The sequence below is a fragment of the Sandaracinaceae bacterium genome (genome assembly GCA_020633055.1).
GTDB lineage: Bacteria > Myxococcota_A > Polyangia > Polyangiales > Houyiibacteriaceae > JADJJE01.
Genome location: JACKEJ010000006.1, coordinates 889,085 through 912,906 on the forward strand (window position 1 = coordinate 889,085; position 23,822 = coordinate 912,906).

Consider the following 23,822-nt stretch of genomic DNA (forward strand, 5'->3'; position numbering starts at 1 on the left):
TACATCACACGCGCGGCACACATCGGAGCTTTTTGGACCGGGCGCGCGGCGGTGCTAGACCGCGCACATGACCGAGCCCAACGAGGGTAGCGCCGTGCGCGACGAGCAGACCGACGAGCGCGAGCGCCGCTACGATCCCGCCAGCATCGAGCCCAAGTGGCAGCGCTTCTGGGACGAAGACCAGACGTTCCTGACGCCGGTCGACGACGACGCGCGCCCCAAGGCCTACATCCTCGACATGTTCCCGTACCCGTCCGGCTCGGGGCTGCACGTGGGGCACCCGGAGGGCTACACGGCGACGGACATCATCGCGCGGGCCAAGCGTGCGCAGGGGTTCGCGGTGCTGCACCCGATGGGCTGGGACGCGTTCGGGCTGCCCGCCGAGCAGCACGCCGTCCGCACGGGCACGCATCCGGCAGCTACCACCGCGGCGAACATCGCGACCTTCAAGCGGCAGCTCAAGGAGCTGGGCTTCAGCTACGACTGGACGCGGGAGGTGAACACTACCGACCCGGACTACGTGAAGTGGACGCAGTGGATCTTCCTCGAGCTCTACGCGCGCGGCCTGGCCGAGCAGAGCGAGGTGGCGGTCAACTGGTGCCCCGCGCTGGGCACGGTGCTCGCGAACGAGGAGGTCACCGACGGCCTCAGCGAGGTGGGCGGTCACCCCGTGGAGCGGCGCCCGCTGCGGCAGTGGGTGCTCAAGATCACGCAGTACGCGGACAAGCTGCTCGACGGGCTGGCCGAGCTCGACTGGCCAGGCAGCACGCGCACCATGCAGAGCGAGTGGATCGGCCGCTCCGAGGGCGCCGAGGTGCGCTTCGCGGTCAAGGGCGCGCCCGAGACGTTCGTCGAGGTCTTCACCACGCGCCCTGACACCCTGTTCGGCGCGACGTTCATGGTCCTGGCGCCAGAGCACCCGCTGGTGGCGCAGCTCACGTCGGCCGCGCAGCGCGAGGCGGTGGACGCATACGTCGCCGCGGCGCGCAACAAGAGCGACCGCGACCGCATGCAGAGCAAGGACAAGAGCGGCGTCTTCACGGGAGGGTTCGCGCTCAACCCGGTCAACGGCGCCGAGGTGCCCGTCTACATCGCGGACTACGTGCTCTACGGCTACGGCACGGGCGCCATCATGGCCGTCCCCGCGCACGACGAGCGCGACTTCGAGTTCGCGCAGGCGCACGGCATCGCCATCATCGAGGTGGTCAGCCGCACGGGCGAGCCGGCGAGCGAGCCGCTCACCAGCGCCATGACCGAGCACGGCAAGGCCGTGAACAGCGGGGCGTACGACGGGCTCGAGACGGCCGAGTTCAAGCGCCGCATCATCGCGGACCTCGAGGCCAAGGGGCAGGGCAAGGGGCGCGTCGAGTACAAGCTGCGCGACTGGATCTTCTCGCGGCAGCGCTACTGGGGCGAGCCCATCCCCGTGTACTTCCCGGTGGACGTGGCCGAGGGCGACGACCCGCGCACCGGCGCCCCGTGCACCGTGCGCTACGACCAGCCCATCCCCGTGGACCGCAGCGAGCTGCCGCTGCGCCTGCCGGACCTCGAGGACTACCGCCCGGGCGACGACCCGCAGGGCGTGCTCACTCGAGCGCTCGACTGGCGCTTCTTCCAGCGCGACGGAAAGTGGTTCGCGCGTGAGACCAACACCATGCCGCAGTGGGCCGGCTCGTGCTGGTACTTCCTGCGCTTCGTCGACCCGCACAACGCCGAGGCACCGTTCAGCCAGGAAGCCGCCAAGCGCTGGCTGCCGGTGGACCTGTACGTGGGCGGCGCCGAGCACGCTGTGCTGCACCTGCTCTACAGCCGCTTCTGGCACAAGGTGCTGTTCGACTCGGGCGTGGTGCCCGTGCCCGAGCCGTTCACCAAGCTGGTGCACCAGGGCATGATCCTGGGCGAGGTGGAGTACAGCGCGTTCCGCCTGGGCGAGGGGGACGACGGCGCGTTCGTGTCCGCCAGCGAGGTGCGCAAGGGGACCGACCCTGGCACGTTCGTGCGCGGCTCGGACAGCGCGCTCGTGAGCGAGCACAAGGTCGCCTTCGAGGACCTCAAGAAGGGCAAGGGCGGCAGCTTCGTGTTCGCCGCGCAGCCCGAGATCAGCGTCAACGCGCGCGCTCACAAGATGAGCAAGTCGCGCGGCAACGTGGTGAACCCAGACGTCATCACCAAGGAGTACGGCGCGGACTCCATGCGCCTGTACGAGATGTTCATGGGCCCGCTCGAGGCCGTGAAGCCGTGGAACAGCGCGTCCATCGGGGGTGTTCGGCGCTTCCTCGACCGCTTCTTCAATTGCGTGCTGCGCGCGACCGAGGCGTCGGGCGCGGCGGTCAGCGCGTCGGACGAGACCGAGCGCCTGCTGCACCAGACCATCAAGAAGGTCACCGAGGACATCGACGGACTGCGCTTCAACACGGCCATCAGCCAGATGATGGTGATGGTGAACGACCTGGTCGCCTACGAGGTGCCCCCGCGCGCGACCCTCGAGACCCTGACCGTGCTGCTGCACCCCTTCGCGCCGCACATCGCCGAGGAGGCCTGGGAGCTGCTGGGCAAGACGGGCAGCGTGCAGCGCGCCGCCTGGCCCAAGCACGACGAGGCGCGCCTGGTGGCAGACAGCGTGGTCATGCCGGTGCAGATCAACGGCAAGGTGCGCGCCCGCGTGACCATGCCGGCCGAGGTGAGCGAGCCGGACGCGCTCGCCCTCGCCAAGGCCGACGAGGCCATCGCGGGTCAGCTGGAGGGCAAGACGCTGCGCAAGGTGGTCTTCGTGCCCGGCAAGATCCTGAACCTCATCGTGGGCTGAGCGCGGCCTGGCCCGAGACGGCGCGTCAGTCGCGTAGGCCTGGGCGCCGTGTCGTGGGCCACGTTCGCACGCATCCTGACCAGACCGACCCCCTGCAAACGAAAGAGCCCCGCGTCGTCACGACCCGGGGCTCTTGCTTCGAGGAGGCGGCGTCAGTACGCGGTGGGGCAGGGGACGCGCTCGAACGAACCGTCGGCGCGGCTGACGTGCTGTGTGCAGGTCGCGCGGCACTCGGTCTCGCTCGTGTACTCGAAGTCGATCACGTACTGACGGTTCACGTCGGGCGCGATCTGCACGCTGGCCACGCACTCCGCGCTGCGGCTGCCGGCCTCGCCGCGCGTGTAGGTGGGCACCTGGTAGGTGCGCACGCAGGTGGAGTCCACGATGTGGCACACGGGCGGGTCGTCGCTGGTGCACTCTTCGCGTTGGCAGGCGTACTCCTCGCGCCGCTCCTCGGTGCCCGCGCGGGGGCCCGTGCCGGCCTCGTAGGTGCTGGCGCCGACCGTGATGGTCTGCGCTTCGAGGCGCAGGCGCAGGCGCACCGGGTTGCCCGAGATCTCGCTGTCCCGGTACGAGCGCGTATCGTAGAGGCGGTCGTCGACCAACACGCGGGTGTCGTAGGAGTCGCCCATCATGCCGTGCACCTGGTGCCGGATCTCCAGCGTGGCGTGCGGCTCGCTCGCCGTGGGCTGCATGAGGAAGCCCGCGCAGGCGGTGGTGGCCAGGGCCGAGAACGCGCCCAGGAGGCGCAGCGGTCGTCCATAACGGTGAGTCATGCCGCAGAGGCTGCCACGGGCGCGCGCGCTTGACCATGGTACCTTGCGCGGGTGCCTTGGCTCGCCGCGCTGCGCGTCCTCTGGGTGTCGCTCATGCTCGCGTGGGCGCTGTTGGCGGTGTTCCGCATGCCGCACGGGGTGCTGTTCTACGCCACCGTAGCCGCGACCGAGGCGGGCTACCTGCTGGCCTTGCTGACACTGCCCGCGTTCGTCGGGGGGCTCGCGACGCCACGTGACATCGCGCTCAGCGCCGTGGGCGCAGCCACGTTGGTGCTGCTGCTGAGCCCGCTCGCGCGCGTGGGGGCGGTGGCCCGTGAGCTCCCACGTCAGCTGCACGACGCGTTCGGGGTGCGTCCGCCCGTCGTCACCGCGATGGACGCTGGCGAGCCCGTCGCGCCCTACCGGGCCTTGGCGCTGCTGTCGCTGACGGATCCAGACGCGCCCGTGGAGACGTTCGTCTACGCCACGCCCGACGGGTCGTCCCCGCTCGAGCTCGACTTCTACGGCGGCCGCGTGGCCCCACACCCTCGCACGCTGATCGTCATCGTCCACGGTGGGTCGTGGCGCAACGGCAACAGCGAACAGCTCACGTCCATGGCCAAGCGCCTCGCGGCTGCCGGGTATGCCGTTGCGGCCATCAACTACCGGCTGGCCCCCGTGCATCCGTTTCCCGCGGCCTACGACGACCTGCGCAGCGCGGTGGACCACCTGCGTGGGCGCTCGGAGGAGCTGTCCATCGACGCCGACTCGGTCGTGCTCTATGGGCGCTCGGCGGGCGGGCACTTGGTGCTGCTCGCCGCCTACCGGTGGGGCGCGCCGTTCGTGCGGGGCGTGGTCGCGCTGTATCCGCCCACAGACCTCCGCTACAGCTGGGAGCACCCCAGCAACCCCCGTATCCTGGACACTCCTGGCACGCTGCGCGCGTTCATGGGCGGGGCGCCCGACGACAGCCCCGCCATGGGGGCGCGGTACGATGACGCTTCCCCCTACCTCGCGGCGGGCCCAGCGGCGCCCCCCACGCTGCTGATCCACGGTGGCCGCGACGAGCTCGTGCGCCCCGTCCACAGCGCGCGGCTGGCCGAGCGGTTGGCGGCGCTGGGCGTGCCCCATCACCTGCTTTCGCTGCCGTGGGCGACACACGGGTGCGAGGCGAACCCCGCAGGCCCCAGCGGCCAGCTGATCGAATACGCCGTGCGTGCGTTCCTACGCGCCGTCCGCCGTCGCTAGCGGCCCGTGGACCCGAGGCCGACCCGCGCGTGGGTGGTCCGTCAGCCGAAGATGACCGAGTTGATGGGCAAGCGGAAGATGAGGAAGTCGCCGCGTGGCTGACCGTTCGACTGGAATGCGCTGGTGGCGTCCGTGTTGTCCTCGTCGAACCACATCCAGCGCGCCTCGGCGTCGATGGAGTCGCCGGTGCGGTTGGGGTCGTCGTTGTCGTCCGCCTGGCACAGCGACGCGAACTGCGTGGGTTCGTCGGCGACGTTCGTCAGCACGCTCAGCTCCATCACGCCGCTCGGGTTGTTCCCCAACTCGGTGCCGATCCAGCCGCTGCTGAACGTCGTGCCTGCGGCGCCCATGTTGCAGTTCGCAATCTGTGTGTTGATGTCACTCACGGTTGGGTCCGCGTCCTGCGGGTCGATGTCGACACCCGTGGCGCACACCTCCCAGTCGGGCGATCCGGTGTAGACGGCCGTGCCGCTTCCGTCGGAGGTCCGGAACTGCCCGATGAGCCCTTGCGTCACCAACTCGTCGGACCAGACCACGACGTAGAGGTAACCGTTCGCCGGCGCGGTGTCGCCGGGCACGACGTAGGTCTCGGGACCGAAGCGGTCGTCGTTGCAGGTGCCGAAGATGTCGCACTCGACGTTGTCCGCGCAGGGGGTCTCGTCGTCGCACGCGGCGCTGCACAGGAAGATCCGATCGCTTCCGTCCTCCACGCCTTCGAAGTAGTCCACCAGCGCCGCGCTGCTGCCGTAGCCGAAGCCGTACGCGTTGTCCGCCGTCAGGAGGACGTGGACGTCGGGCGGCACGGGGGGCGGGCTGTCCGGCCGGTTCATGTCCACCGTGGCGTCGCCTCCGCCCCCATCACCTCCCCCGCCGTCGCCTCCTCCGCCATCGCCGGCGTTGCCCTGGTCGCCGCGGTTGGGGCCGCCGCTCTCGCAGCTGCAGCCCGCGGCGCCGAGGGCGAAGGTGAGGAGGACCAGAGGGACTACACCGAAACGCGACATGCGACACACTATGCCAGCCCTGCGCTGCTGGTGCAGCCGCGGAGTCCGTGCGGCGCGCGGAGGCGTCGGTGACCGACGAAGCGTCAGCTGGCAGCCAGGCGCGGACGCGGCAGCCACGCCAGCCGCCGCTCCCGCTGCTCCGCGATGGCCAGGTTCGCCGCGACGACCCCGCTGGCCAGGCACGGCACCACGCCAGGCCCCATGACTCCGGCACCGGCGTGGTAGAGCCCCTCGAGAGGACCCTTGGGCTTGAACGCGCGGAGAGCGAACTGCTCGGGGACCGCCGCGGGGCCGTAGATGGCGCCGTCCACGGCGCCCGCGAAGTGGATGTTGGTGACGGGCGTGGACACGTCCTTCACCGCCACGTCGCCCACCAAGCCGGGCCAGCGGCGCTCCACCGCTGCGAGCAGCTGGTCGCCGACCTGCTCCTTGAACGTCTCGTACTCCTCCGGGCGCTTCATGGACTTGGAGTCCGCCCACGCCGCGAAAGGCGCGAAGGGCGCGAGGGTGACCACCTCCAGGGTGGAGCAGCCCGCTGGGGCCATCTCACCCGTGTCGTCCTTGAGCGAGTTGGGTGAGAGGAAGAACGCATAGTCGTCCGGCAAGCGCCCTTCGAGGGCGGGGCCGAACGCCTGTTCGATGTCCCACGTGGGGTAGTCCCACACGTTGAACGCGCCCATCCCGTGCTGACGCAGGTCGCGCTCGAGCCCCAGGAACAAGCAGATGCTGCCCACCGAGGGCCGCGTCTTCTGGACCTTGCGGCGCATGCCGCTGGGCAGCACGGACGAAGGCAGGAAGCGCCCGTAGGTGAGCTTGGGATCGACGGCAGAGACCACGACGTCAGCGTCGAGGCGCTCGCCATCGGACAGGAGCACACCCGTCACTCGGCGGCCGTGAGTGAGGATGCGTGTGACCTCCGCTCGGCGACGGTAGACCGCGCCGTGCGCGCGCCCCTCATCGACCAACGCATCGCGCAAGCTCCCGCTGCCCCCACGGGGGAAGTACGAGCCGTCGATGAAGTGCAGGAACACCGCGACACCGAGGATGGCCGGGGCCTTGCTGGGCGGGAGCCCATAGTCGCCGCACTGCGCCGCGAACACGGCGCGCACCTTGGGGTTGGTGAAGCTCTGGGCCAGCAGCTCGCCGAACGTGCGCGTGTACCACAGCGCAGCGATGGGCAGCCCGCGCAGGCGCGCGAGGTCGCGCCCGTGACCGTTGATGAGCGCGTGCAGCGAAGCCAGCTTCGCGACGAACGCGTCGATCTCGCGCTGGTCGGCTGGGAAGAGCGAGACGATGCGGTCGCGGAAGCGGTCGAGTCCGACCGGGATGCGCAGCTCGAAGTCGGGGAAACGCAGGACGTCGAAGCCGTCTGGATCCATCGGGCAGAAGAGCGCCTGAGCGTCCAAGCCGACGCGCCGTAGCACGCGGTGGAGGCCCTCGCCGGGCGCGGCCTGACCCACGTAGTGGACGCCCGGGTCGAAGTGATAGTGCCGCCGCGCGAAAGGGTTGAGGAACCCGCCGAGCTGCTTGGCGCGCTCGAGCGCCACCACCTCGAAGCCCGCCCGCGCGAGCGCCGCCGTCGCCGTGAGTCCCCCCGCGCCCGTCCCGATCACCACTGCTCGCTTCGCCATGACTCGCTCCTCTGCTGGACTGCCGTGTGCTGGACTGCCGTGCGGGCTCGCTCCCGCGTTGGCGGCGCCCATGTAAGCGGCGCATACTTCTTCGTGAGCGTTGCTTACATTCGCGCCCTGTGCAAGAGAAAAGCGCGAATGACGGAGCGCTACCACCACGGAGACCTGCGCGAGGCGCTGCTGAGCGGCGCCGCCGAGCTGCTGTCGGAGGGAGGGCCACGAGGGCTCTCGCTGCGGGAGGCCGCCCGCCGCGCCGGGGTCAGCACTGGGGCGCCGTATCGCCACTTCAAGGACAAGGACGAGCTGCTCACGGCGCTCGCCGCGCGCGGCTTCATGGCTCTCGACGCGGCACTGCGCAGCGTCGCGGACGCCAACCCCGGCCAGCCTCCACTCGCGCGCCTGCGCACCTTGGGCGTTGCGTACGTGGAGTTCGCCGTCGCGCAGCCGGCCCTCTTCCGCCTGATGTTCGGTGAGTTTGCGCCCACGACCGATGCGTCCCCCGAGCTCGCCGAGGCCGTCAGACGCGCGGGCGCACACCTGCCCCAGGCCGCCGCCGCCGTGCAGCAGGCGCAGCTGGGCGATCTCGACGCCGAGGACATCACGCTGCTCTCGTGGTCCGTCGTGCACGGTGTGGCGTCGCTCTACCTGGACGGTCACCTGCGGCCGTTCCAGCAGCCAGGCGACGTGCCCGGGGTGTCCGTGGCCGAGCGCGTGACCCGCGCGCTGGTGGCCGCCATCCGCGCCTAGGGCGCAAGGGGTCGACCGTGGGTCGCGGAGCGCGGGGGGAGGCCGCGGCTGCGGGCTCGGTCGCGCAGGCGCTCCCTGCGGTGCCTCCCCCATTTCTACGCGCCTTCGGCGCGTGAAATGGGGCCCCCCCGACACCCGCCGCCACGGCCTCCCCCCGCGCTCCTCCTGACGGTCTTTTGCGCGGGAGGCTCATGGTGCGCGGGTGAGACGAGGATGCCGCGGGGGGCGCTCGGTGCGCTCAGCTGATCGTCCAGTGAGCGGAGCGCTCACGTGCGCTGACCACTCCGACCCGCCGAGCCCAGCGCTCACCAGCGCTCATCAGCGCTCACCATCCGACCCGGCGAGCCCGCAGCGCCCCACACTCACCTGCGCCCGACGTCGCACTCACTCCCGCCTCCCCCGGCGTACAAAGCGCGCCCACGACATCCGTCGAGCCGATCCCAGACCCCCACCTGCGCACATGAGGTCGGGGGCGCCGGCGCCTCGGCCAGGGTGTCGGGGGGTCCCGTTTTCAAGCGCCGCGCAGCGACGCGCCGAAAACGGGGAGGCACCGCAGGGAGCGCCAGCGCGACCGGGCCCAGGCCGAGGCGCCGGCGACCCCGACCGTCGATCCAAGGTGGTTTCGGCTTGGTTGACGTCAGGTGGCGTCGGCGCGCGCCCAGCCGCGCTTGATGTTGTCCGCGATCATCTGATCCGCGATGGCGTCCGCCTGTTCGCGCGTGTTGGCCAACCTCACCTCACGCTGCAGCGGGTCCTTGCGGCCCGAGCTGTAGTCGGTGAAGTGCACCACATAGGCGGGGTAGCTTGCGTCCAGCGCCTCCTTGTGGGTCTGGAACACGAGCAGCTTGCGCACCCCGTGCTTGTCCCCCTTGTGTTGCACGTACACCTCGCGGCGCAGCACCTCGCTGGCCGGCAGCGCGATGGCCTCGGCAGCGGCGTCCAGCGCGTCCACGTGGCACCGCTCGAGCACCTGTGCCACGCGCACGTCCGTGGGGTTGACGCTCTTGTCTTCCCGCACGCGCTCCAGCACCGGGTGCAGGATGCTCACGCCCTCCATGGGCCGACGGGCCTCGTAGCCGCGCGCGTCGTCGAAGGCCAACGCCATTCGCTCCACGGGGCGCTCGCTCGAGTCTGCGCTCTGCAGATCCGTCAAGCGCACCTCGACGACCAGCTGGGGGCGCACGAAGCGAAACAGGGCACCGGAGCTGCTGGCGTAGCGATAGTTCGACTCCACCGTCGTGTCGGCCAGCTGGGCGTACAGGTCGCGTCGCCGCTCCTCGTCTCCGAGGTTCCCGCAGGAGCCAATGATCTGCAGCTGGCCGTTCTCCCGCATGAGCGCCAGCAACAACGACCGCGCCTGCTCGGGAGCGTCCGCACGTACGGTGAACGCGATCACCGCGGCGTCGAGCGTGACGTACGGCTTCATCTTGAAGATGCGACCGTCGGCAGGACGCAAGACGACACCCTCGCCCTTGCCCTCAGCCGCCCATTCGTTGAAAAGACGCAGCGCATTCTCGCGGTCGTTGACCACCTCGGTCTTCATGGCGGCGACGCGCTTGCCTCCATCGAGCCACCCACGCAGCCGCTCGAGGCGCGCTTCGTAGGACAGCGTGTAACCATCCACGTCCCCCTGTCGCACGAGGTCGAACGCCGCGAAGCCCAGCTTCTCGGGGCGGTCCTCGGACACGGCCGCCGCAACATCCCCGACGCGTGGGCGCCCAGCCTTGCGCGCGGCAAAGAGCTCGCCTGCCAGGACGACATCCTCTTCGAGCCGCCCACCGAGCGTCTGCCGCGCCTCCGTCAGGAGCGGTAGATCACCGTACATCACCCGCCCACGAGGGTTGACGAGCACGAGGTCGCTACCGCGCCTCACCAGGAACCACAGCTCACCGTCGATCTTCGGGGACGCGAAGAGAGGTCCACTCGGGATCAGCTCCGGCTCGTCCGGAGTGAGGCTGCGGTAGCGGCTGGCCACGTTGCGCTTGTAGCCGCCGACGATGCTGCTCAGCTCGTCGTCGCGCAGCGCTCCCAGCCCCGTTCGGTGCCCTGCGCCCAACGCTTGGGCGGCGTCTCTGTCGAAGAAGGTCACGCCCCCCCTCCTTCCGGGAGCTTCAGCTCCATGTTCGAGAGGTGCAGCAAGAGCTGATAGGAGTCGTCGCGGGTGCGCCCTTCGAGGAACGCGCGGTACGGGCTGCCGTTGGTCTGGAAGACGAGCGGCTGGGCCCCCTTGGGTCCAGCGCCCAGGAGCACGACGCTGTCGCGAGCGTCCAGCTCGCGCGCCATCTCGAACAGATAGTCGAAGGTCAGCCCGTCAGCGTGCACCAGCTGCACCGTGCGCCGGAACACGAAGCGTCGCGCCACGTCCGCCCGCGTGAACATGCGTCCCGTGTAGCGCACGGGCTCCTCCACGTTGGTGTTGGCGGGTACGTCGGAGGGCGCACGTCGCTCGCGCTCCGACCCGTCGGGGGCGTACAGCACCTCGATGACCTCGGGCGCCGCGTAGAGGACTTCTCCGCCGGACGTCAGGTACACCAGCTGGGTGTTCCCGATGCGGCGCCCCACGCGCTCGAGGTCGACCTCCGGGTCACCGTCGATCAGCGCCTGATGGTAGTCGTCGCCGTGGGTCGCCGTGAGCGCGTCGTGCAGGCAGCGCTCGGTGGCGGCCAGGTAGCGCTGGAAGTGGACGCGCTTGCCCGGGATACCCTGGGGTGGCGCGGCGCCGGTGGGGAGGTTGCCGAACTGGACGGTGGCGTCGCGCCCGGCGGCGTTGGTGAGGTGGATGGGTCGCATCAGAACATCTCGAAGTCGAGGTCGTCGTCACCCTCGTCGTCGTCGTCGGTGACGGGAGCGGCGGTCTGCGCCAGCGTCAGCCACTCCGGCGTGATGGGCTGGCCTGCGAGCGCGAACAATGCCCCCTCGGGGTTGCTCAGCAGGAACGCGAAGTCTTCCCGGTAGTCGGCTCGCGGGTTGAACGCGAAGCGGAAGATGGCGCCCGCCGAGAGGGCCTCCGCCAGCGCTGGAGCGAGCTCGACAGGGGAGAGCGCGTAGACCGCCGTGATGGCGTGATCGAGCAGCAGTTGCGGGTCTACCGGGCCTTCGAGCGGCGTCTCTTCACCCAGCGACGAGGGCACGAGGGGCAGGGCGCGTCCATCGGGATCGAGCCCGACCAGGTCCTTGCTGGGTACCCACTCGCCTTCGTCGTCGAAGTACCCCTGCGCGGTCATGCCGGCGCGGATGAGGAGCGCCCCGTCCTCCGTGAGCGCGGCGCGGGCGCAGGGCTCGCCCGCAGGGTCGAGGGCCACGCGCTTGCGGTAGCCGTACAGCTTGCGGCGCTCGAGTCGTGTGTGGTCGAGGGTGGACACCGACCCCTCGTGGCGGAGCAAGATGGGCTTGGCCATGGGCCGACGATACCGTACTCCGGCGCTGGCGGCGCCTGCGATTCGTTTCGCCACGCCCCGCTTTGGGGGTGTTGCAGCCGGAGCCATCCGCGTACCCTCGGCCACCATGCGACGCTCGCTCCCCCCGCTGGCCGTCCTCCTGTTTGGGCTCGGCTGCACGCACGGCACGGACGGTCCAGTGGCCCCACGCCCAGACGACATCTATGCCGAGCTCCTCGAGAACGGGGCGCTGCAGTACCGTGGGGTGTTCCCGCCGGAGGTTCTGGGCAGTGGCGGCCGAATCGACTATCGCTGGGATCCCGCGACCGAGAACGGCCCTCGTTGCATCGGCACGGACGACCCGGCGACGCAGGTGTTCCAGGTGATCACGCGGGAGCGCAACAGCGACGACCTCATCATTTACCTGCAGGGCGGTGGGCTGTGCGCCGCTTCCACGGAGGGCGCGTGCGAGCGCGAGGGCATTCCGTTCCTCCCCTCTGGCGTCCTCTCGGGTGCCATCGAGCAGCCGTTCCGCGACTTCGACCTCGCGTACGTCCCTTACTGTGATGGGAGCCTGTTCCTCGGGGACGTCACGCAGGTCCTCGACGGCGAGGAATACGTCCAGCGTGGGCGCCAGAACATCACGGCGGCGTTGGACGCCATCGCGCAGCGCTTCCCGAACCCGCCACGCATTGCGCTCATCGGCGTCAGCGCGGGCGGCTTCGCCACGCTCTTTGCGGCGCCCATGGTGCGCATCTACTTCCCCGAGGCCGAGGTGATGGTCGTCAACGACTCGGGCATCGGCATTACGCGTGGGGAGCGCGAGCCCGAATTCGTCGACGAACTGCTCGACTCGCTCGGCGCGTCGCAGTTCATCCCCGAGAGCTGCACGCAGTGCTTCGTGGGTGGTCACGCCATTCAGTTCGCAGACTGGGTGTTGCAGCACGACCCCGCCATCAGGATGGCCGTCCTCAGCCATACCCGCGACAACGTCATCGCGAGCACGTTCCTGGGCGTGCCGCTGGATTGGTTCGAGACCGAGCTCCGGCGCGAGACCGCCGCGCTGAGTGAGCGCTATGGCGACCGCTACGGGCGCTATCTGATCCCTGGCGAGGGACACACCGCGTTGGTCGCGGGGACCATCACCGGGGTCGGCGACACGTCGATGATCTTCCCTTGGCTCCAGCAGTTCGTGGATCACGATCCCGCGTGGCAGGACATGGAGCAGATGAACCCCTAGCGCGAGGAGATGAGATGATGTCCCTGCAGTCGAGGCCCTGCCTCAGCCTTCACAGCTTGTCCGCCGTGATGCTCGTCATGACGGCGGCCTGCTCGTCGGAGGCCCCGACGGCGCCGCCGCCGCCCGCCCCAGTGGCTCCAGTCGTCCCGCCGCCCGGCGCGTCGCAGACGCCACCCACTGGAGCTGCCACGGCAGCGGCGCCCGCTCCCGTGCCGGTAGGCGCCGCCGTGCCAGGCACGGTCGTGCTCGCCAACTACCACGGTCTCGGGAACTACTACGCGGCCGTGATCACGGCCGTGACAGGCAACCAGCTTTCCGTCCTGTACGCAGATGGCGACACGGAGACGCTCGGGACGGACGCCGTGTTGCCCGACCGCCTGACACCTCCTTTGCCAGGCGCCATCGCACAGAGCAGCGGGGACTACCAGCCAGTCAACATCGAGCATCGCGTGGGACACGCGCTCGGGGTGGTGTATCCCGACGGTCGTCGTCTGTGGACCTCGGTCGCGCTCGCTCGTGTCACGGCCGACCAGCTCCCCGCCAACGTCTACACGCCGACCGCGGCCGTGCCGTTCGGCGAAGTCGGCTCGCTCGTCCAAGCGCAGTACAGCGGGGATGGGCACTGGTACGAGGCCGTCGTGGGCGACATCGTGGGCGACATGCGTCGGGTGGTCTACGCCGATGGCAGCAGTGAGGATCGCCCGCTGGAGGCTCTGCGCGCAGGGGGGATCGCCGTGGGTGCGCACATCGAGGCGCGCACGCGACAGTCGCCGGAGTGGCTGCCCGGGACGGTGTTGTTGCGGGCCTCCCATGGAGTCCAGGTCGAGCTCGCGAGCGGGGAGCGCCGCTGGGCGGCCGTGGGTCTGGTCCGCGTCCCACCCACCCCTTAGCGGGCCGGAGGCACGGGGGCTCTTGGACGCACGGTCCACCACGGCCTCGTGCCCGCTCACCTCGGTGGCCGCCTCGCTCGCGAGGTTCGGCGGCACGGCAAACCGTCGAACCGGGCTCAGCCCACGCCGCCTGCCAGCGGCGTGTCGGCGTTCAGCGTGTCGTCGGCCACGTCGTCGGCCAGCTGCGGCTCCGACGCGGGGGCGCGGAGGGTCGCCGTGCGCTTCGCGATCCGCCGCCAGAGGAGCGTGCTGGACACGCTGACCTCGACGATGAACGCCATCCAACCCGCAGAGGCGCGCAGCCCGAGCCCGAAGATACCCAGCGCGGCGAGCGCAGGGCTGACGAAGACCGCGTTCACCATGACGACCACGGACGGGTAGCGAGGGTCTCCTGTCGCGCGCAGGTAGCCCTGCGCGACGAGCGAGGTCGACTCCAGGACCAACATGACCGCGCAGGCCCACAGCACGACGACGACCTCCGGGTCGGATGGCACGAGGCGTGGCCCGATCACTGGCGCGAGCAGGGCGGCGACGGCGCCGACCCCAGCCGCCCAGCCCAGTCCCAGGCGCAGCGCGAACGAGGTGACACCGCGGGCACGCACGGGATCGCCGGCTCCGGCGAGGCGTCCGGACACCAGGCTGACTGCGTCGCCGAGCGCCACCGAGGGGAGGTTGCCGAGCAGCAGCAGCTGCAAGCCGATCTGGTGCGCCGCGGCCGCGCTGTCACCGGTGTGCGCGATCATCGCGGCGATGGCGGTGAAGGCGCTGGTCTCGAGCAGCTTCTGGCCCGCGAGAGGGAGGCCGATGGCCATGATGGCGCGGCGATGGGCGACGGTCGCGAGCGACCACCCGAAGCCGATCCGACGCTGCCGCAGGCCCAGCCAGAGCGCTTGGAAGGTGACGCAGAGCACGGTGCTGAGCGCGATGCCGGGGACGCCCCAGTCGAGGACGTACAAGGCGAGCGCGTTCAGCGCGACGTTGAGAACGTTGGCGCCGATGATGGCGCCGAGCGGGGTCTTGGTGTCGCCTCGGCCATAGAACGCCTCACGGAGGTTCATGAGCACGAAGAGGAGCGGGATGGATGTGCTGCGCACCCAGATGTACTCGCTGGCCGCGCGTCCCGACTCCGGTGTGCTCAGCATCAACGGCGCCGCGAAGCCCAGGGCCACCAGCGCGAGCATGGTGGGCAGGGCGCCCAGCGCTCCCAGGCGCAAGCCCGCCCCCAGGTAGCCCAGGCTGGGTTCGCCCCGCCCCTCGGCCTGGACCATGCAGATCTTGAGGCCACGCAGGATGCTCCCCGTGGTGATGATGGCGACGAAGGTGAGCGTGCCACCCAGCCCGACACCCGCGAGCGCGGCCACCCCCAGCCCCGTCACGAAGGCGGTGTCCACCGCGGACATGAGCGCGAACGAGAGCGCCGTGAGCGCGAGGGGCACGGCCGTGCCCACCAGCTCGCGCCGCTCGGGGTGGCCCTCGACGAGGCCGTGCTGTGCGTGCGTGCCCATGTTCCGAGGAGTCTCCTGGGGTACACGGGTACGCCCGTCAACACGCGAAGTTGCACGGTCAGCGCGCATGGACGATTCTTCTCGGCGCTGCCGGAGGAAGATGATGACCCGTATGACCCTCTCTCGGATGTTCGCCGTCGTGGCGGCCATCGTGACCTTCGCCACCTCCCTGGGCGACGCCCGGGCCCAACAGGTCGAGTACGTCGAGCAGCGGCCGCCCGGCTATGGTCCGGACCGCGTGCGAGGCACGGTTTACTTCGGTCCGCACTTCGCGGGACGCGCGCAGCAGTCGCTGGGCGGGACGTCGTTTACGCAGGACCTGGCCCCCGCGCCGTCACTCGGGGCGCGCCTCGAGATCCCCCTCGGACCCTTCTTCGTCTTCGGTGGCTTCGTCGACTTCGTGTCCCTGCAGGCCAGCGGCGCCCCGTCGGGTACGGACCGGCTGGCGCTCCTCGGAGTCGGGGGCTGGCTCAAGGGACGCGTCATCATCGACCTCGACTGGAGCCTGCTCGAGTTCTACGTCGGAGTGCCCATCGGGCTCAGCGTCTACGTCCCGACGACCGACGGAACGGAGGCCGAGCTCGGCCTCGCCACCGGGGTGCTCGGCGGCGCGCAGGCGCACCTGAGCGACAGCATCGCGCTCTTCTTGGAAGCGGGCTTTCGGCTCGATTACTTCAACATCGACGACGCCAAGACCACGTACCTCCAGGCCGCCGTTCACGCGGGGGTGTCGTTCGGCTTCTGAGCAGCGTCCCCGGCAACGCGCCGCGTGAGGTGCTCCTGCCAACGGTCCGTCGGGAACGAGCCGGCGTAACGTTGGTCCAGCACCACCAGATGGTGCCCCAACACATCCAACGCGTCCTCGGAGTGTTCGGCGACGCCGATCGCTTCGAGGAACGGGATGACCCGCGTGTCCACCAGGGTCGCCTCGAGCGTGGCGTCGCACGCGTCGAACCCGCGGTCGAACGCCTCCCATGAGCGCAGCGTGGGCCGCAGGCGGTCGAGGTCGAGCGCACCCTCGTGGGCCTCGAAGAAGCCGGGCGCGAGCCGCGGGTCGTGGTCGTCCAGCAGCCACACACCGTGGGCCGCGAGCTTGGCGCGCAGCCAGCGGACGGTGGCGAACCGACGTTCGCTGTCGTCGTCCGTCCGTGCGGCTACGTGCGCGCTCCGCGCGAGCAGGAGCGTCACGAGCGCTTCGGTCGGAGCGTCCGCGTCAGCCTGACGCATCCGCACCGCGCCTCCTCAGCGCAGCCCCGGGGCCGCGTGCCCGGAGCGGGCGACGTACTCGTCGTAGTCGCCTTCGTACACCAGGGGGCCTTCGTCGGTCAGCTCCAGGACGCGGTTGCTCAAGGCGGACAGGAACGAACGGTCGTGGGACACGAACACCATCGTGCCCTCGAAGTCGCGCAGGGTCTCCACCAGCATCTCCTTGGTCTCCATGTCGAGGTGGTTGGTGGGCTCGTCCAGGATCAGCAGGTTGGGGGGATCGTAGAGCATGCGCGCGAGCGCCACACGCGCCCTCTCGCCACCAGAGAGTACGCGGCAAGGCTTGTCACCCTCGTCGCCGGAGAAGCCGAAGGCCCCTGCGAGACTGCGCAGCTGCCCGAGGCCTGCCGTGGGGAACGCGCGCTGCAAGGACTCCACCACGGTCTCGTTCGGCTCGAGGGTCTCCATCGCGTGCTGCGCGAAGTAGCCGAGCTTGATGCTCGCGCCGAGCACCACCTCGCCGCCGTCTGGCTCGCCGATGCCGGCCATGAGCTTCAAGAGCGTGGACTTGCCCGCGCCGTTCACACCCATCACGCACCAGCGCTCCGTCCGCCGCACCAGGAAGTCGAAGGAGTCGTAGATCACGCGGTCGCCGTAGGCCTTGCGCAGACATTCGACGCGCACCACGTCGTCGCCCCCGCGCGGCGGTTTGCGGAACTCGAAGCGTGTCCGGGCGACACGCCGGGGAGGCTCGAGCAGGTCCATCTTCTCGAGCTTCTTCACGCGGCTCTGAACCTGCGCGGCGTGGCTGGCGCGGGCCTTGAATCGGTCGATGAAGGCCTGCTCTTTGGCGAGGCGCGCCTGCTGTCGTGCGAACTGGGCCTCCTGCTGCGCGTCCGCCAGCTTGCGCTGTTGCTCGTAGAAGTCGTAGTTGCCCGTGTAGGTCGTGAGCTCGCCCCCGTCGATGTCGACGATCTTGGTCACCAGCCCGTTGAGGAACGTGCGGTCGTGGGACGTGAGGATGAGCGCGCCCTCGAAGCCCCGCAGGTACCCTTCGAGCCAGATGATGGACTCGATGTCGAGGTGGTTGGTGGGCTCGTCCAGCAGCAGCGCGTTGGGCCGCATGAGCAGGATGCGGGCGAGCGCGACACGCATCTTCCAGCCCCCAGAGAGCGCGTCCACGGGCCCGTTCATGACCTCCTCGCGGAAGCCGAGTCCCGCGAGCACCTCTCGCGCCCGAGACTCGAGGGAGTACCCTCCCAGCTCGTCGAAGCGCGCCTGCACGTGGCCGAAGCGCTCCACCAGCGCGTCGAGCTCGTCCATCCGCTCCGGGTCGGCCATGGCCTCCTCGAGCTCGCTCAGCTCCGCGCCCACCACCGACACCTCGCCAGCGCCCGCCATGGTCTCGGCCACGACGCTCCGGCCCGCCATCTCGCCCACGTTCTGGCTGAAGTAGCCGACGGTCACCCCACGCTCGATCACCACGTTTCCGCTGTCCGGGGGCTCCTCGCCCACGATCATGCGGAATACCGTGGACTTGCCGGCGCCGTTCGGACCCACGAGCCCGATGCGGTCTCCCGCGAACGCGCCCATCGACGCTTCGAGGAAGAGGATCTGGCGGCCGTGTTGCTTGCTGACGGAGTCGAGGCGGATCACGGCGCGCAGCCTGGCAGCTCGCTCGGTCTCGCTCAACCCGCGCAGCCTCGAACCGCTGGGTTTCTGGTGCGTGACGGGTACACTGCACGCCGCTCATGGGCACCGACCTCCGCTCCCGTCTCCCCCCGCGTCGCTTCTACCGCCTGATCCTGGCGGGCCTCCTCCTCCCCACGCTGTTCTCGTCGTGGGGGGTTCGCACGCAGGGCTGCTCCTCGGACACGCCGGTGGCGCTGCTGCCCGTCTCGCACACCTCGGTGTACGCGGAGGCGCAGGTGTGGTGGGCGGTCCCTGTCACGCTCGCGTTCTTGGCGCTGCCCTTCGGGGTGGAGCGGGTCGCAAGCCGCGGCTGGCGAGCGCTGCTGAACCTGGCGGGGGTGCTGGCCGGCCTGTTCTCGCTCGTCACGTTGTTGTTCGCCGCGCTGTTTGCCCAGGCGATGTTCGGGCGCGTGCTGTCCCTCTCGGTGGCGGGCAACCTGGGCCTCGTCCTGTCGCTGGCGCTCTTGGTCGAGGCGCTGTCGTGGCCGGTCACGGACGTTCGGGACGCGCTGCGAGCGCGACACGGCGAGGAGCGCACCAGCGGCGTCCAGCCAGTCTCCCCGCGCGGCGAGGCGCAGGACACCGAGCACGAGTCGCCCGCCGAGGAGCGAAAGGCGGACGCCGAGGCCGACGAGGCCCGCACCGACCCCTAGCAGCAACTGTATCCGAACGCCGTGTCTGAAGGGTTGCTATGCGGGCTGTTCGGTCCAGGCGCGCTCGCTGGCGCCACGTGGGGGCTGGCTGCGCGCGATGGACTCAGCGGTGCGGATCGTCGGCGAACACTGGAGGCAGCCAACTCCGCGGTGTGCGCTCGGCGGGGAACGGTGAGGGGTCGGCGGCCCACGGCGCTGCGAACGCGTCGCGCAGCACCTGCTCGGCCAGCTTGGTGTGCGGGCTGAAGCCCCAGCGTGCTTCCTGGGACACGTCGTCCAGGCTGGCGTAGTAGCGCCACACGAAGAAGCCAGCGAACCAAGGCTCCCCCAGGAACGCACGGAACATGGCCTCGAGGGCGCGGGCCTGCTCCCGCTCGTCGATGACGACACCCTCCATGCCGTCGGGCCACAGCCAGGGTTCCACGGCGGCGTCGGCGCGCGTCGTATAGCCGACCTCGACGAACAGGACAGGCCGTTGGATGGCCTCGGCCAGCGCCGCGACGTCGCGGGCGCGCTCGACGGCGCCATCGAGGTACTGCTCGTCCGAGGCGCCGTGCGCTTCCGCGAGCGGATAGAAGGCGTTCACGCCGATGAAGTCCAGCTGGTCCCAGAACAGTACGTCCTCCACCTCGTCCCAATTGGCGCTGTAGGTCAGCAGGCCAGGGAACACGGCGCGCACGTCACGGATCAGCTCGGTCCAGAACCGCGGGAAGCGCCCCGACCAGCTCTTGCACTCCACGCCCAGGCTCAGGGCGTCTGCTCCGGCGTCAGCGGCGTCCTGCGCCCAGCGCATGAGGAACGCGCGATAGCTCGCCTGGTACGCGATCCAACCTTCCGGGGTCCCAGGGTCGATCTCGCCCCGCCAGCCGGTGGTCTCCACCCACAGGTGTGGGATCAGCAGCACGCGGATCCCACGCTCGCGTGCCTGGTGGATCATCGTCCGCACGGCGATCCGGTTGTCTTCGTAGGGGGCCTCGAAGTCCATCTGGATGTCCGTGCTGGACAGTGACCAGATACGTCCGAAGGGGGTGAGCGAGACCCACGTGACACCCATCTCGGCGAGGTGATCGAGCAGCGCCTCGCTGGATTGGGTGCCGTACCCCCGACCGGGTTGTTGGGCCGACTCGATGGGGCCGATGGTCACCCCGCGGATGCCCCCGCGCTCGGTGTCGGTCCAGGCGGTGGGTCCAGAAGCCAGCCGCTGTGCCTCGGCGACGCTGCCGCCCCAGGCGCTCGCCGTCGTCGCGACCACGAGCGCGAGCGCCAACCGCAGGCGCCCGGGGCGCTGGCGCACACGCGGCGCGCGCGCCGCCGTCGTCATCAGCGGTCGCGCGCGGTTCCAAACGGTCTGGAGGTCTCGTCGTGCGCTCACCCGGCCGGGGTAGCAGACCGACGCTGGGCGTGCATCGCGCCGTGGGGTCGTACGCACCGACGCCGCCACCTGCCCACGCGCTGCCGACGGCTTCTTGCTCCGGTTCCCCAGGGGCCTCGTGCGCGCGGCGGATGGCTGGGTACTGCGGTGGCCCGTAACGACGACGCGCCGCCGTCGACTCCGCGAGCATGAGCTCCGTGCCGGTCACCATCTACGTCACGTCCCTGTGCCCCTACTGCCATGCTGCGCTGCGGTTGCTGGACCAGAAGGGCGTTGCCTACGAGCGCATCGACGTCGATGGAGACCGCGCGAAACGGGCTTGGCTGCTGGAGCAGACGGGCCAGCACACCGTGCCACAGGTCTTCATCGACGGCCGACCCTATGGGGGCTACACGGACATCGCGGCGCTGGATCGACGCGGCGCGCTGGACGCTCTGCTGCGTCCTACGGGCTGACCCTCGCATTGGCTGGGCGTCAGTCGGGCGGCAGGGTCCAACGCTCGCGCTTGTACCCCGGTCCAACGCGCACGGGGAGCGCGCGACGGCACACGGTGAAGCGGGACGGGGATTCGTCGAGCAGCTCGCCATCCAGGTTGAACAGCACGCCATCCGCCCCCGTGAGCGTGACCGACCGACCGACCGCATGGATCACGCGCGAGCTCGACAGCACTCGCCCGAGCCGCAGGCTGGCGGCGACCTCGGCCAGCTCGAGCAGTGAACCCTCGGTCACCAGCACGAGGTCCAAGAGGCCATCTTCGGGGTCCGCCGCCGGTGCCACCAGCACACCGCCTCCGCACGTGCGGGCGTTCGCCACTACGATGTTGACCACGCGCTCGGTGATGCGCAGATCGTCGATCTCGAAGCTCACGTCGTGACCCTCGAGTTCCCGGACCGCCGCGACGCCCGCCGTCAGGTAGGCCAGGGGTCCGAGGCGTCGCTTGGTGTCCGGGTCCAGCTGTTCGTCCACGAGGCCCGCGAAGCCACCTGCCGCCACGTTCACGGCGTAGCGGCGCGTCTCGCCCACGTCGACCGCCAGCACGTCGAGCGCGCGAGTGTCTCCGCTCAAGACCTGCGTCAGCGCTTCGGTAGGCACCAACGCGAGGCCGAGCGTGCGCGCGAGGTCGTTGCCGGTCCCCAGCGGCACCACGCCCAGGGTCGGGCAGGCGGCGCTCTGGCGTGTCGCTTCCGTGAGCAGCGCGGAGGCGACGGCGTGTACGGTTCCGTCGCCGCCCCCTGCGACCACAAGGGGGCATCCCTCGCCCACGGCCTGCACCACGCGCGCCTCGAGCGCGTCGGCACCTTCGGCCATGAACGTCTCGAGGTCGTGCTCCTCCGCGAGCGCGCGCAGTTCGTCCAGGAGCGCATCCGTCATCGAGCCCGCGTTGGGGTTCAGCGTCAAGACGCCGTTCATGCTGCGCAACTGCCGCGACATGATGGCGCCCGCGTTGGAGAGAGGATGACCAGACCAGCCGTCGGGCGAGGCGACACGGCTACTCGGCGGCGATGGCGTTGTTCTTCTGGTCTTCCAGGAGCCCCAGGCCGATGGCCATGGCCCGACGCGCGCGCTCGAGCAGCTGCTCGTCGGTCTCGATCTTGGCGTTCGCGCGTTCCAGGCGCTCGGTGAGCTGAGCCTTCTCTGCCGTGAGCGTCGCGATGTTGGCCTCGGCGTCGGCCTTCTGGGTCTCGAGGGCGGCGATGCTGGAGACGTGTGCCGCGACCTGGGCGTCGAGCTCGTCGCGCTCGGCCGTGCGCGTGGCGAGCTCGGCGGTCAGCTGATCGCGCTCTGCCTCCGTGCCCGCGAGACGTGCGTTCACGCTGGCCAGCGACTCTTCCAGCTCCGCGATGCGGGCACTCAGCTCGGTGCCCTTCGTGTTGGCCTCGGCCAGCTTGGACTCCGTGTCGGCCAGCTTGCGACCCACCAGGGCGAGCTGCTTGCTGTGCTCGGCTTCCGCCGCCGCGAGCGCGGCTTGTTTGGCGCTCTGTCCGGCCTCCTGCTCACTGGCCACGCGGGCCTCGAGCTCGGCGGCGGCAGCAGCGGCCTGTTGCTCCATGGCAGTCTCCAGCTCGCCACGGAGCGTCGCGAGCGCGGACTCGCGCGCCTCGTTGGCCGCGGCCTCGGCCGCGGAGGCGGCCGCTGCAGCGGCCGCAGCTGCCTCGGACATGGCGCTCTCATGCGCTGCCTGCGCGCTCCGCAGCGCCTCGTCGTGGTTGGCCTGTAGCGCTTCGCTTGCCGCGGTGTGCTCGGAGCGCAGCGCTTCGAGGGCGGCTGCGGCCTCGTTCTTGGCCTCCTCCAGCTGAGCCGCCGACGTGGCGCGCAGCATCGCGAATTCGGCGTCCTTGCTCTCGGTCAGTGAGGCCAGCGCGCTCGCGCTCGCCTCACGCGCCTCGGTCAGATCCTGCGCGGCCTTCGCCTGCGCGGCCTCGAGATCACCTTCCAGCTTGCTGGCCGTGGCCTCGGCCCGCTCGATGCGCGCCTTCTGGTCCTCGCTGCGCTTGGCAGCGGCCTCCTTGTCGGCGCGGAGGGCCGTGATCTCCTCCGTGGCGCGCACCTTCTCGCGCTCCAGGCCAAGCACCTTGTCCTCGTAGTCAGCGACCTTCCGCTCCGTGGCGAGGCTCTTGTCGTTCAGGTCCAGCAGCTGTCGCTCCTTGGACGTGATCTGGTCGCGTAGCCCCAGCAGCTCCTTGTCCTTGCTGTTGAGCGCCTCGCGCAGGTCGAGGTAGTCGCGGCTCGACACGCCGCCGCTCTTGCTGGCCTGCTCGCGCAGGGCGGCGACCTCGGTCTTCAGGACCGCGGCTTCGTTCGCCTGGGACTGGGCCGTCGCGAGCTCGCCTTCGAGGCCGCTCAAGCGCGTCTGCAGCGCCTCGGCGCGCGCCTCGGCCTCGCGGATGCGCCCCTCCGCGTCGCTCGCGCGTTCTTCCGCATCGCGCGCACGCGCCTCTGCGGCCTCGACCGCAGCGGTGTCGACGACCGGAGCCGTGAGCGCCGCCATCACGGGCTCCGGCGTTGGCTCGGGCTCCACCACGACTGGCTCTGGCTCTGGTTCTGGCTCTGGCTCTGCCGCGATCTCGATCGGTTCCGGTTCCGGCCCTGGACCAAGGTCCTCTTCCAAGGAGTCCAACAGGTCCTCGAACTCGCCAGCGGGTTCGGGTGCAGGAGCAGGCTCGGCGGGCTCTTCCTCGAGCAGCAGCGAGTCGAACGCGTCGTCCGTGAAGGCCTCGACCTCCTCCTCGAGGGGCTCGCCCCCTGCGTCGAGCGGAACCAGGCGCGCGCAGATGTCGAAGAGCGCATCGAACGAGACGGGCTTCTTGACGTACTCGTCGGCGCGCGTGCGGAGCTTCTTGTGTTGCTCGAAGATCTCGTCCGCGTTGGCGTCGCTCGACAGGATGACGAGCGGGATCTCTGCCAGCGTCGGGTCCTTCTTGATCTTCTTGCAGACCAAAAAGCCGTTCATGCCGTCGAGCTCGATGGCCAGCAGGATCAGCGTCGGGGGAGACGCCTCGGCCTCGGCGATGCCCGCCTTGCCATCCGCCACGACGGAGACGCTGGCGCCCACCTGTCCAAAGCCCGCCGAGAGCTGCTCGGCGAAGGCGCTGTCCTTTTCGAAAACGAGAATCCGCTGCGACATGCTGCTCCTTCGGCCCCGTCGCACGGGCGCTCGACGGTCGCGCGCTCGGTCTGGTGGACCCTAGGGCGCCACGG

21 protein-coding genes are annotated in these 23,822 nt (G+C 70.2%); 8 read left to right on the forward strand and 13 right to left on the reverse strand.

The window, feature by feature from the left end:
- Nucleotides 1-67: 67 nt before the first annotated feature.
- Nucleotides 68-2,806, forward strand: a complete 2,739-nt coding sequence (locus H6726_13145; GenBank protein ID MCB9658588.1) for a leucine--tRNA ligase — start codon at nucleotides 68-70, stop codon at nucleotides 2,804-2,806.
- A 152-nt stretch (nucleotides 2,807-2,958) separates the two neighbouring features.
- Here the strand turns inward: H6726_13145 and H6726_13150 are convergent, their stop codons facing one another.
- On the reverse strand, nucleotides 2,959-3,582 hold the full coding sequence (locus H6726_13150) for a hypothetical protein (protein ID MCB9658589.1): 624 nt from the start codon (nucleotides 3,580-3,582) through the stop codon (nucleotides 2,959-2,961).
- Between the two features lie 51 nt (nucleotides 3,583-3,633).
- Here H6726_13150 and H6726_13155 point away from each other — a divergent pair, with 51 nt between their 5' ends.
- Nucleotides 3,634-4,809 (forward strand): alpha/beta hydrolase, encoded by a 1,176-nt coding sequence (locus H6726_13155; protein ID MCB9658590.1) that lies wholly within the window; start codon nucleotides 3,634-3,636, stop codon nucleotides 4,807-4,809.
- Nucleotides 4,810-4,850: 41 nt separating this feature from the next.
- Here H6726_13155 and H6726_13160 read toward each other — a convergent pair whose 3' ends face one another.
- A complete protein-coding gene (locus H6726_13160) occupies nucleotides 4,851-5,810 on the reverse strand; it encodes a hypothetical protein (GenBank protein ID MCB9658591.1) in 960 nt (319 codons plus the stop codon).
- 83 nt (nucleotides 5,811-5,893) lie between these two features.
- Nucleotides 5,894-7,441 (reverse strand): NAD(P)/FAD-dependent oxidoreductase, encoded by a 1,548-nt coding sequence (locus H6726_13165; protein ID MCB9658592.1) that lies wholly within the window; start codon nucleotides 7,439-7,441, stop codon nucleotides 5,894-5,896.
- Between the two features lie 138 nt (nucleotides 7,442-7,579).
- Between H6726_13165 and H6726_13170 the strand changes: the two genes are divergently transcribed.
- Nucleotides 7,580-8,188 carry a TetR/AcrR family transcriptional regulator gene (locus H6726_13170; protein MCB9658593.1) on the forward strand — a complete coding sequence of 203 codons (609 nt, stop codon included), beginning with the start codon at nucleotides 7,580-7,582 and terminating at the stop codon, nucleotides 8,186-8,188.
- Between the two features lie 637 nt (nucleotides 8,189-8,825).
- On the opposite strand, the gene H6726_13175 is transcribed toward H6726_13170, so the two are convergent.
- Genes H6726_13175 through H6726_13185 form a run of 3 tightly spaced genes read right to left on the reverse strand, consistent with a single transcriptional unit; the run spans nucleotide 8,826 to nucleotide 11,586 of the window.
- A complete protein-coding gene (locus H6726_13175) occupies nucleotides 8,826-10,277 on the reverse strand; it encodes a hypothetical protein (GenBank protein MCB9658594.1) in 1,452 nt (483 codons plus the stop codon).
- Nucleotides 10,274-10,978, reverse strand: a complete 705-nt coding sequence (locus H6726_13180) for a hypothetical protein (protein ID MCB9658595.1) — start codon at nucleotides 10,976-10,978, stop codon at nucleotides 10,274-10,276. Before H6726_13180 ends, H6726_13175 begins: the two co-directional genes overlap by 4 nt.
- Nucleotides 10,978-11,586, reverse strand: coding sequence for a hypothetical protein (locus H6726_13185; protein MCB9658596.1), 609 nt, complete (start codon nucleotides 11,584-11,586; stop codon nucleotides 10,978-10,980). The genes H6726_13180 and H6726_13185 overlap by 1 nt, the downstream gene beginning before the upstream one ends.
- 106 nt (nucleotides 11,587-11,692) lie before the next feature.
- Here H6726_13185 and H6726_13190 point away from each other — a divergent pair, with 106 nt between their 5' ends.
- Nucleotides 11,693-12,805 (forward strand): hypothetical protein, encoded by a 1,113-nt coding sequence (locus tag H6726_13190; protein MCB9658597.1) that lies wholly within the window; start codon nucleotides 11,693-11,695, stop codon nucleotides 12,803-12,805.
- Between the two features lie 49 nt (nucleotides 12,806-12,854).
- On the opposite strand, the gene H6726_13195 is transcribed toward H6726_13190, so the two are convergent.
- The gene (locus H6726_13195) at nucleotides 12,855-12,995 is read right to left on the reverse strand and encodes a hypothetical protein (GenBank protein MCB9658598.1); all 141 of its coding nucleotides are present in this window, start codon (nucleotides 12,993-12,995) and stop codon (nucleotides 12,855-12,857) included.
- A 37-nt stretch (nucleotides 12,996-13,032) separates the two neighbouring features.
- Here H6726_13195 and H6726_13200 point away from each other — a divergent pair, with 37 nt between their 5' ends.
- Nucleotides 13,033-13,695, forward strand: coding sequence for a hypothetical protein (locus H6726_13200; GenBank protein ID MCB9658599.1), 663 nt, complete (start codon nucleotides 13,033-13,035; stop codon nucleotides 13,693-13,695).
- A gap of 116 nt (nucleotides 13,696-13,811) precedes the next feature.
- Here H6726_13200 and H6726_13205 read toward each other — a convergent pair whose 3' ends face one another.
- A complete protein-coding gene (locus H6726_13205) occupies nucleotides 13,812-15,200 on the reverse strand; it encodes an MATE family efflux transporter (protein MCB9658600.1) in 1,389 nt (462 codons plus the stop codon).
- Nucleotides 15,201-15,312: 112 nt separating this feature from the next.
- Between H6726_13205 and H6726_13210 the strand changes: the two genes are divergently transcribed.
- Nucleotides 15,313-15,945: a hypothetical protein gene (locus H6726_13210; protein ID MCB9658601.1), complete on the forward strand. Its 633-nt coding sequence runs from the start codon at nucleotides 15,313-15,315 to the stop codon at nucleotides 15,943-15,945.
- Here H6726_13210 and H6726_13215 read toward each other — a convergent pair.
- Together H6726_13215 and H6726_13220 are read right to left on the reverse strand one after the other, a co-directional pair.
- Nucleotides 15,918-16,427: a hypothetical protein gene (locus H6726_13215; protein ID MCB9658602.1), complete on the reverse strand. Its 510-nt coding sequence runs from the start codon at nucleotides 16,425-16,427 to the stop codon at nucleotides 15,918-15,920. The two genes, H6726_13210 and H6726_13215, sit on opposite strands and share 28 nt — an antisense overlap.
- Before the next feature lie 15 nt (nucleotides 16,428-16,442).
- Nucleotides 16,443-18,062, reverse strand: a complete 1,620-nt coding sequence (locus H6726_13220; protein ID MCB9658603.1) for an ABC-F family ATP-binding cassette domain-containing protein — start codon at nucleotides 18,060-18,062, stop codon at nucleotides 16,443-16,445.
- 95 nt (nucleotides 18,063-18,157) lie between these two features.
- Here H6726_13220 and H6726_13225 point away from each other — a divergent pair, with 95 nt between their 5' ends.
- Nucleotides 18,158-18,751 (forward strand): hypothetical protein, encoded by a 594-nt coding sequence (locus H6726_13225; GenBank protein ID MCB9658604.1) that lies wholly within the window; start codon nucleotides 18,158-18,160, stop codon nucleotides 18,749-18,751.
- 103 nt (nucleotides 18,752-18,854) lie between these two features.
- Here H6726_13225 and H6726_13230 read toward each other — a convergent pair whose 3' ends face one another.
- On the reverse strand, nucleotides 18,855-20,123 hold the full coding sequence (locus H6726_13230; GenBank protein MCB9658605.1) for a hypothetical protein: 1,269 nt from the start codon (nucleotides 20,121-20,123) through the stop codon (nucleotides 18,855-18,857).
- Nucleotides 20,124-20,311: 188 nt separating this feature from the next.
- On the opposite strand from H6726_13230, the gene grxC reads away from it, so the two are divergent.
- Nucleotides 20,312-20,578 carry a glutaredoxin 3 gene (gene grxC, locus H6726_13235; protein MCB9658606.1) on the forward strand — a complete coding sequence of 89 codons (267 nt, stop codon included), beginning with the start codon at nucleotides 20,312-20,314 and terminating at the stop codon, nucleotides 20,576-20,578.
- Nucleotides 20,579-20,597: 19 nt separating this feature from the next.
- On the opposite strand, the gene H6726_13240 is transcribed toward grxC, so the two are convergent.
- A complete protein-coding gene (locus H6726_13240; GenBank protein MCB9658607.1) occupies nucleotides 20,598-21,533 on the reverse strand; it encodes a diacylglycerol kinase family lipid kinase in 936 nt (311 codons plus the stop codon).
- Nucleotides 21,534-21,612: 79 nt separating this feature from the next.
- Nucleotides 21,613-23,748, reverse strand: a complete 2,136-nt coding sequence (locus H6726_13245) for a response regulator (GenBank protein MCB9658608.1) — start codon at nucleotides 23,746-23,748, stop codon at nucleotides 21,613-21,615.
- Nucleotides 23,749-23,822 lie beyond the last annotated feature (74 nt).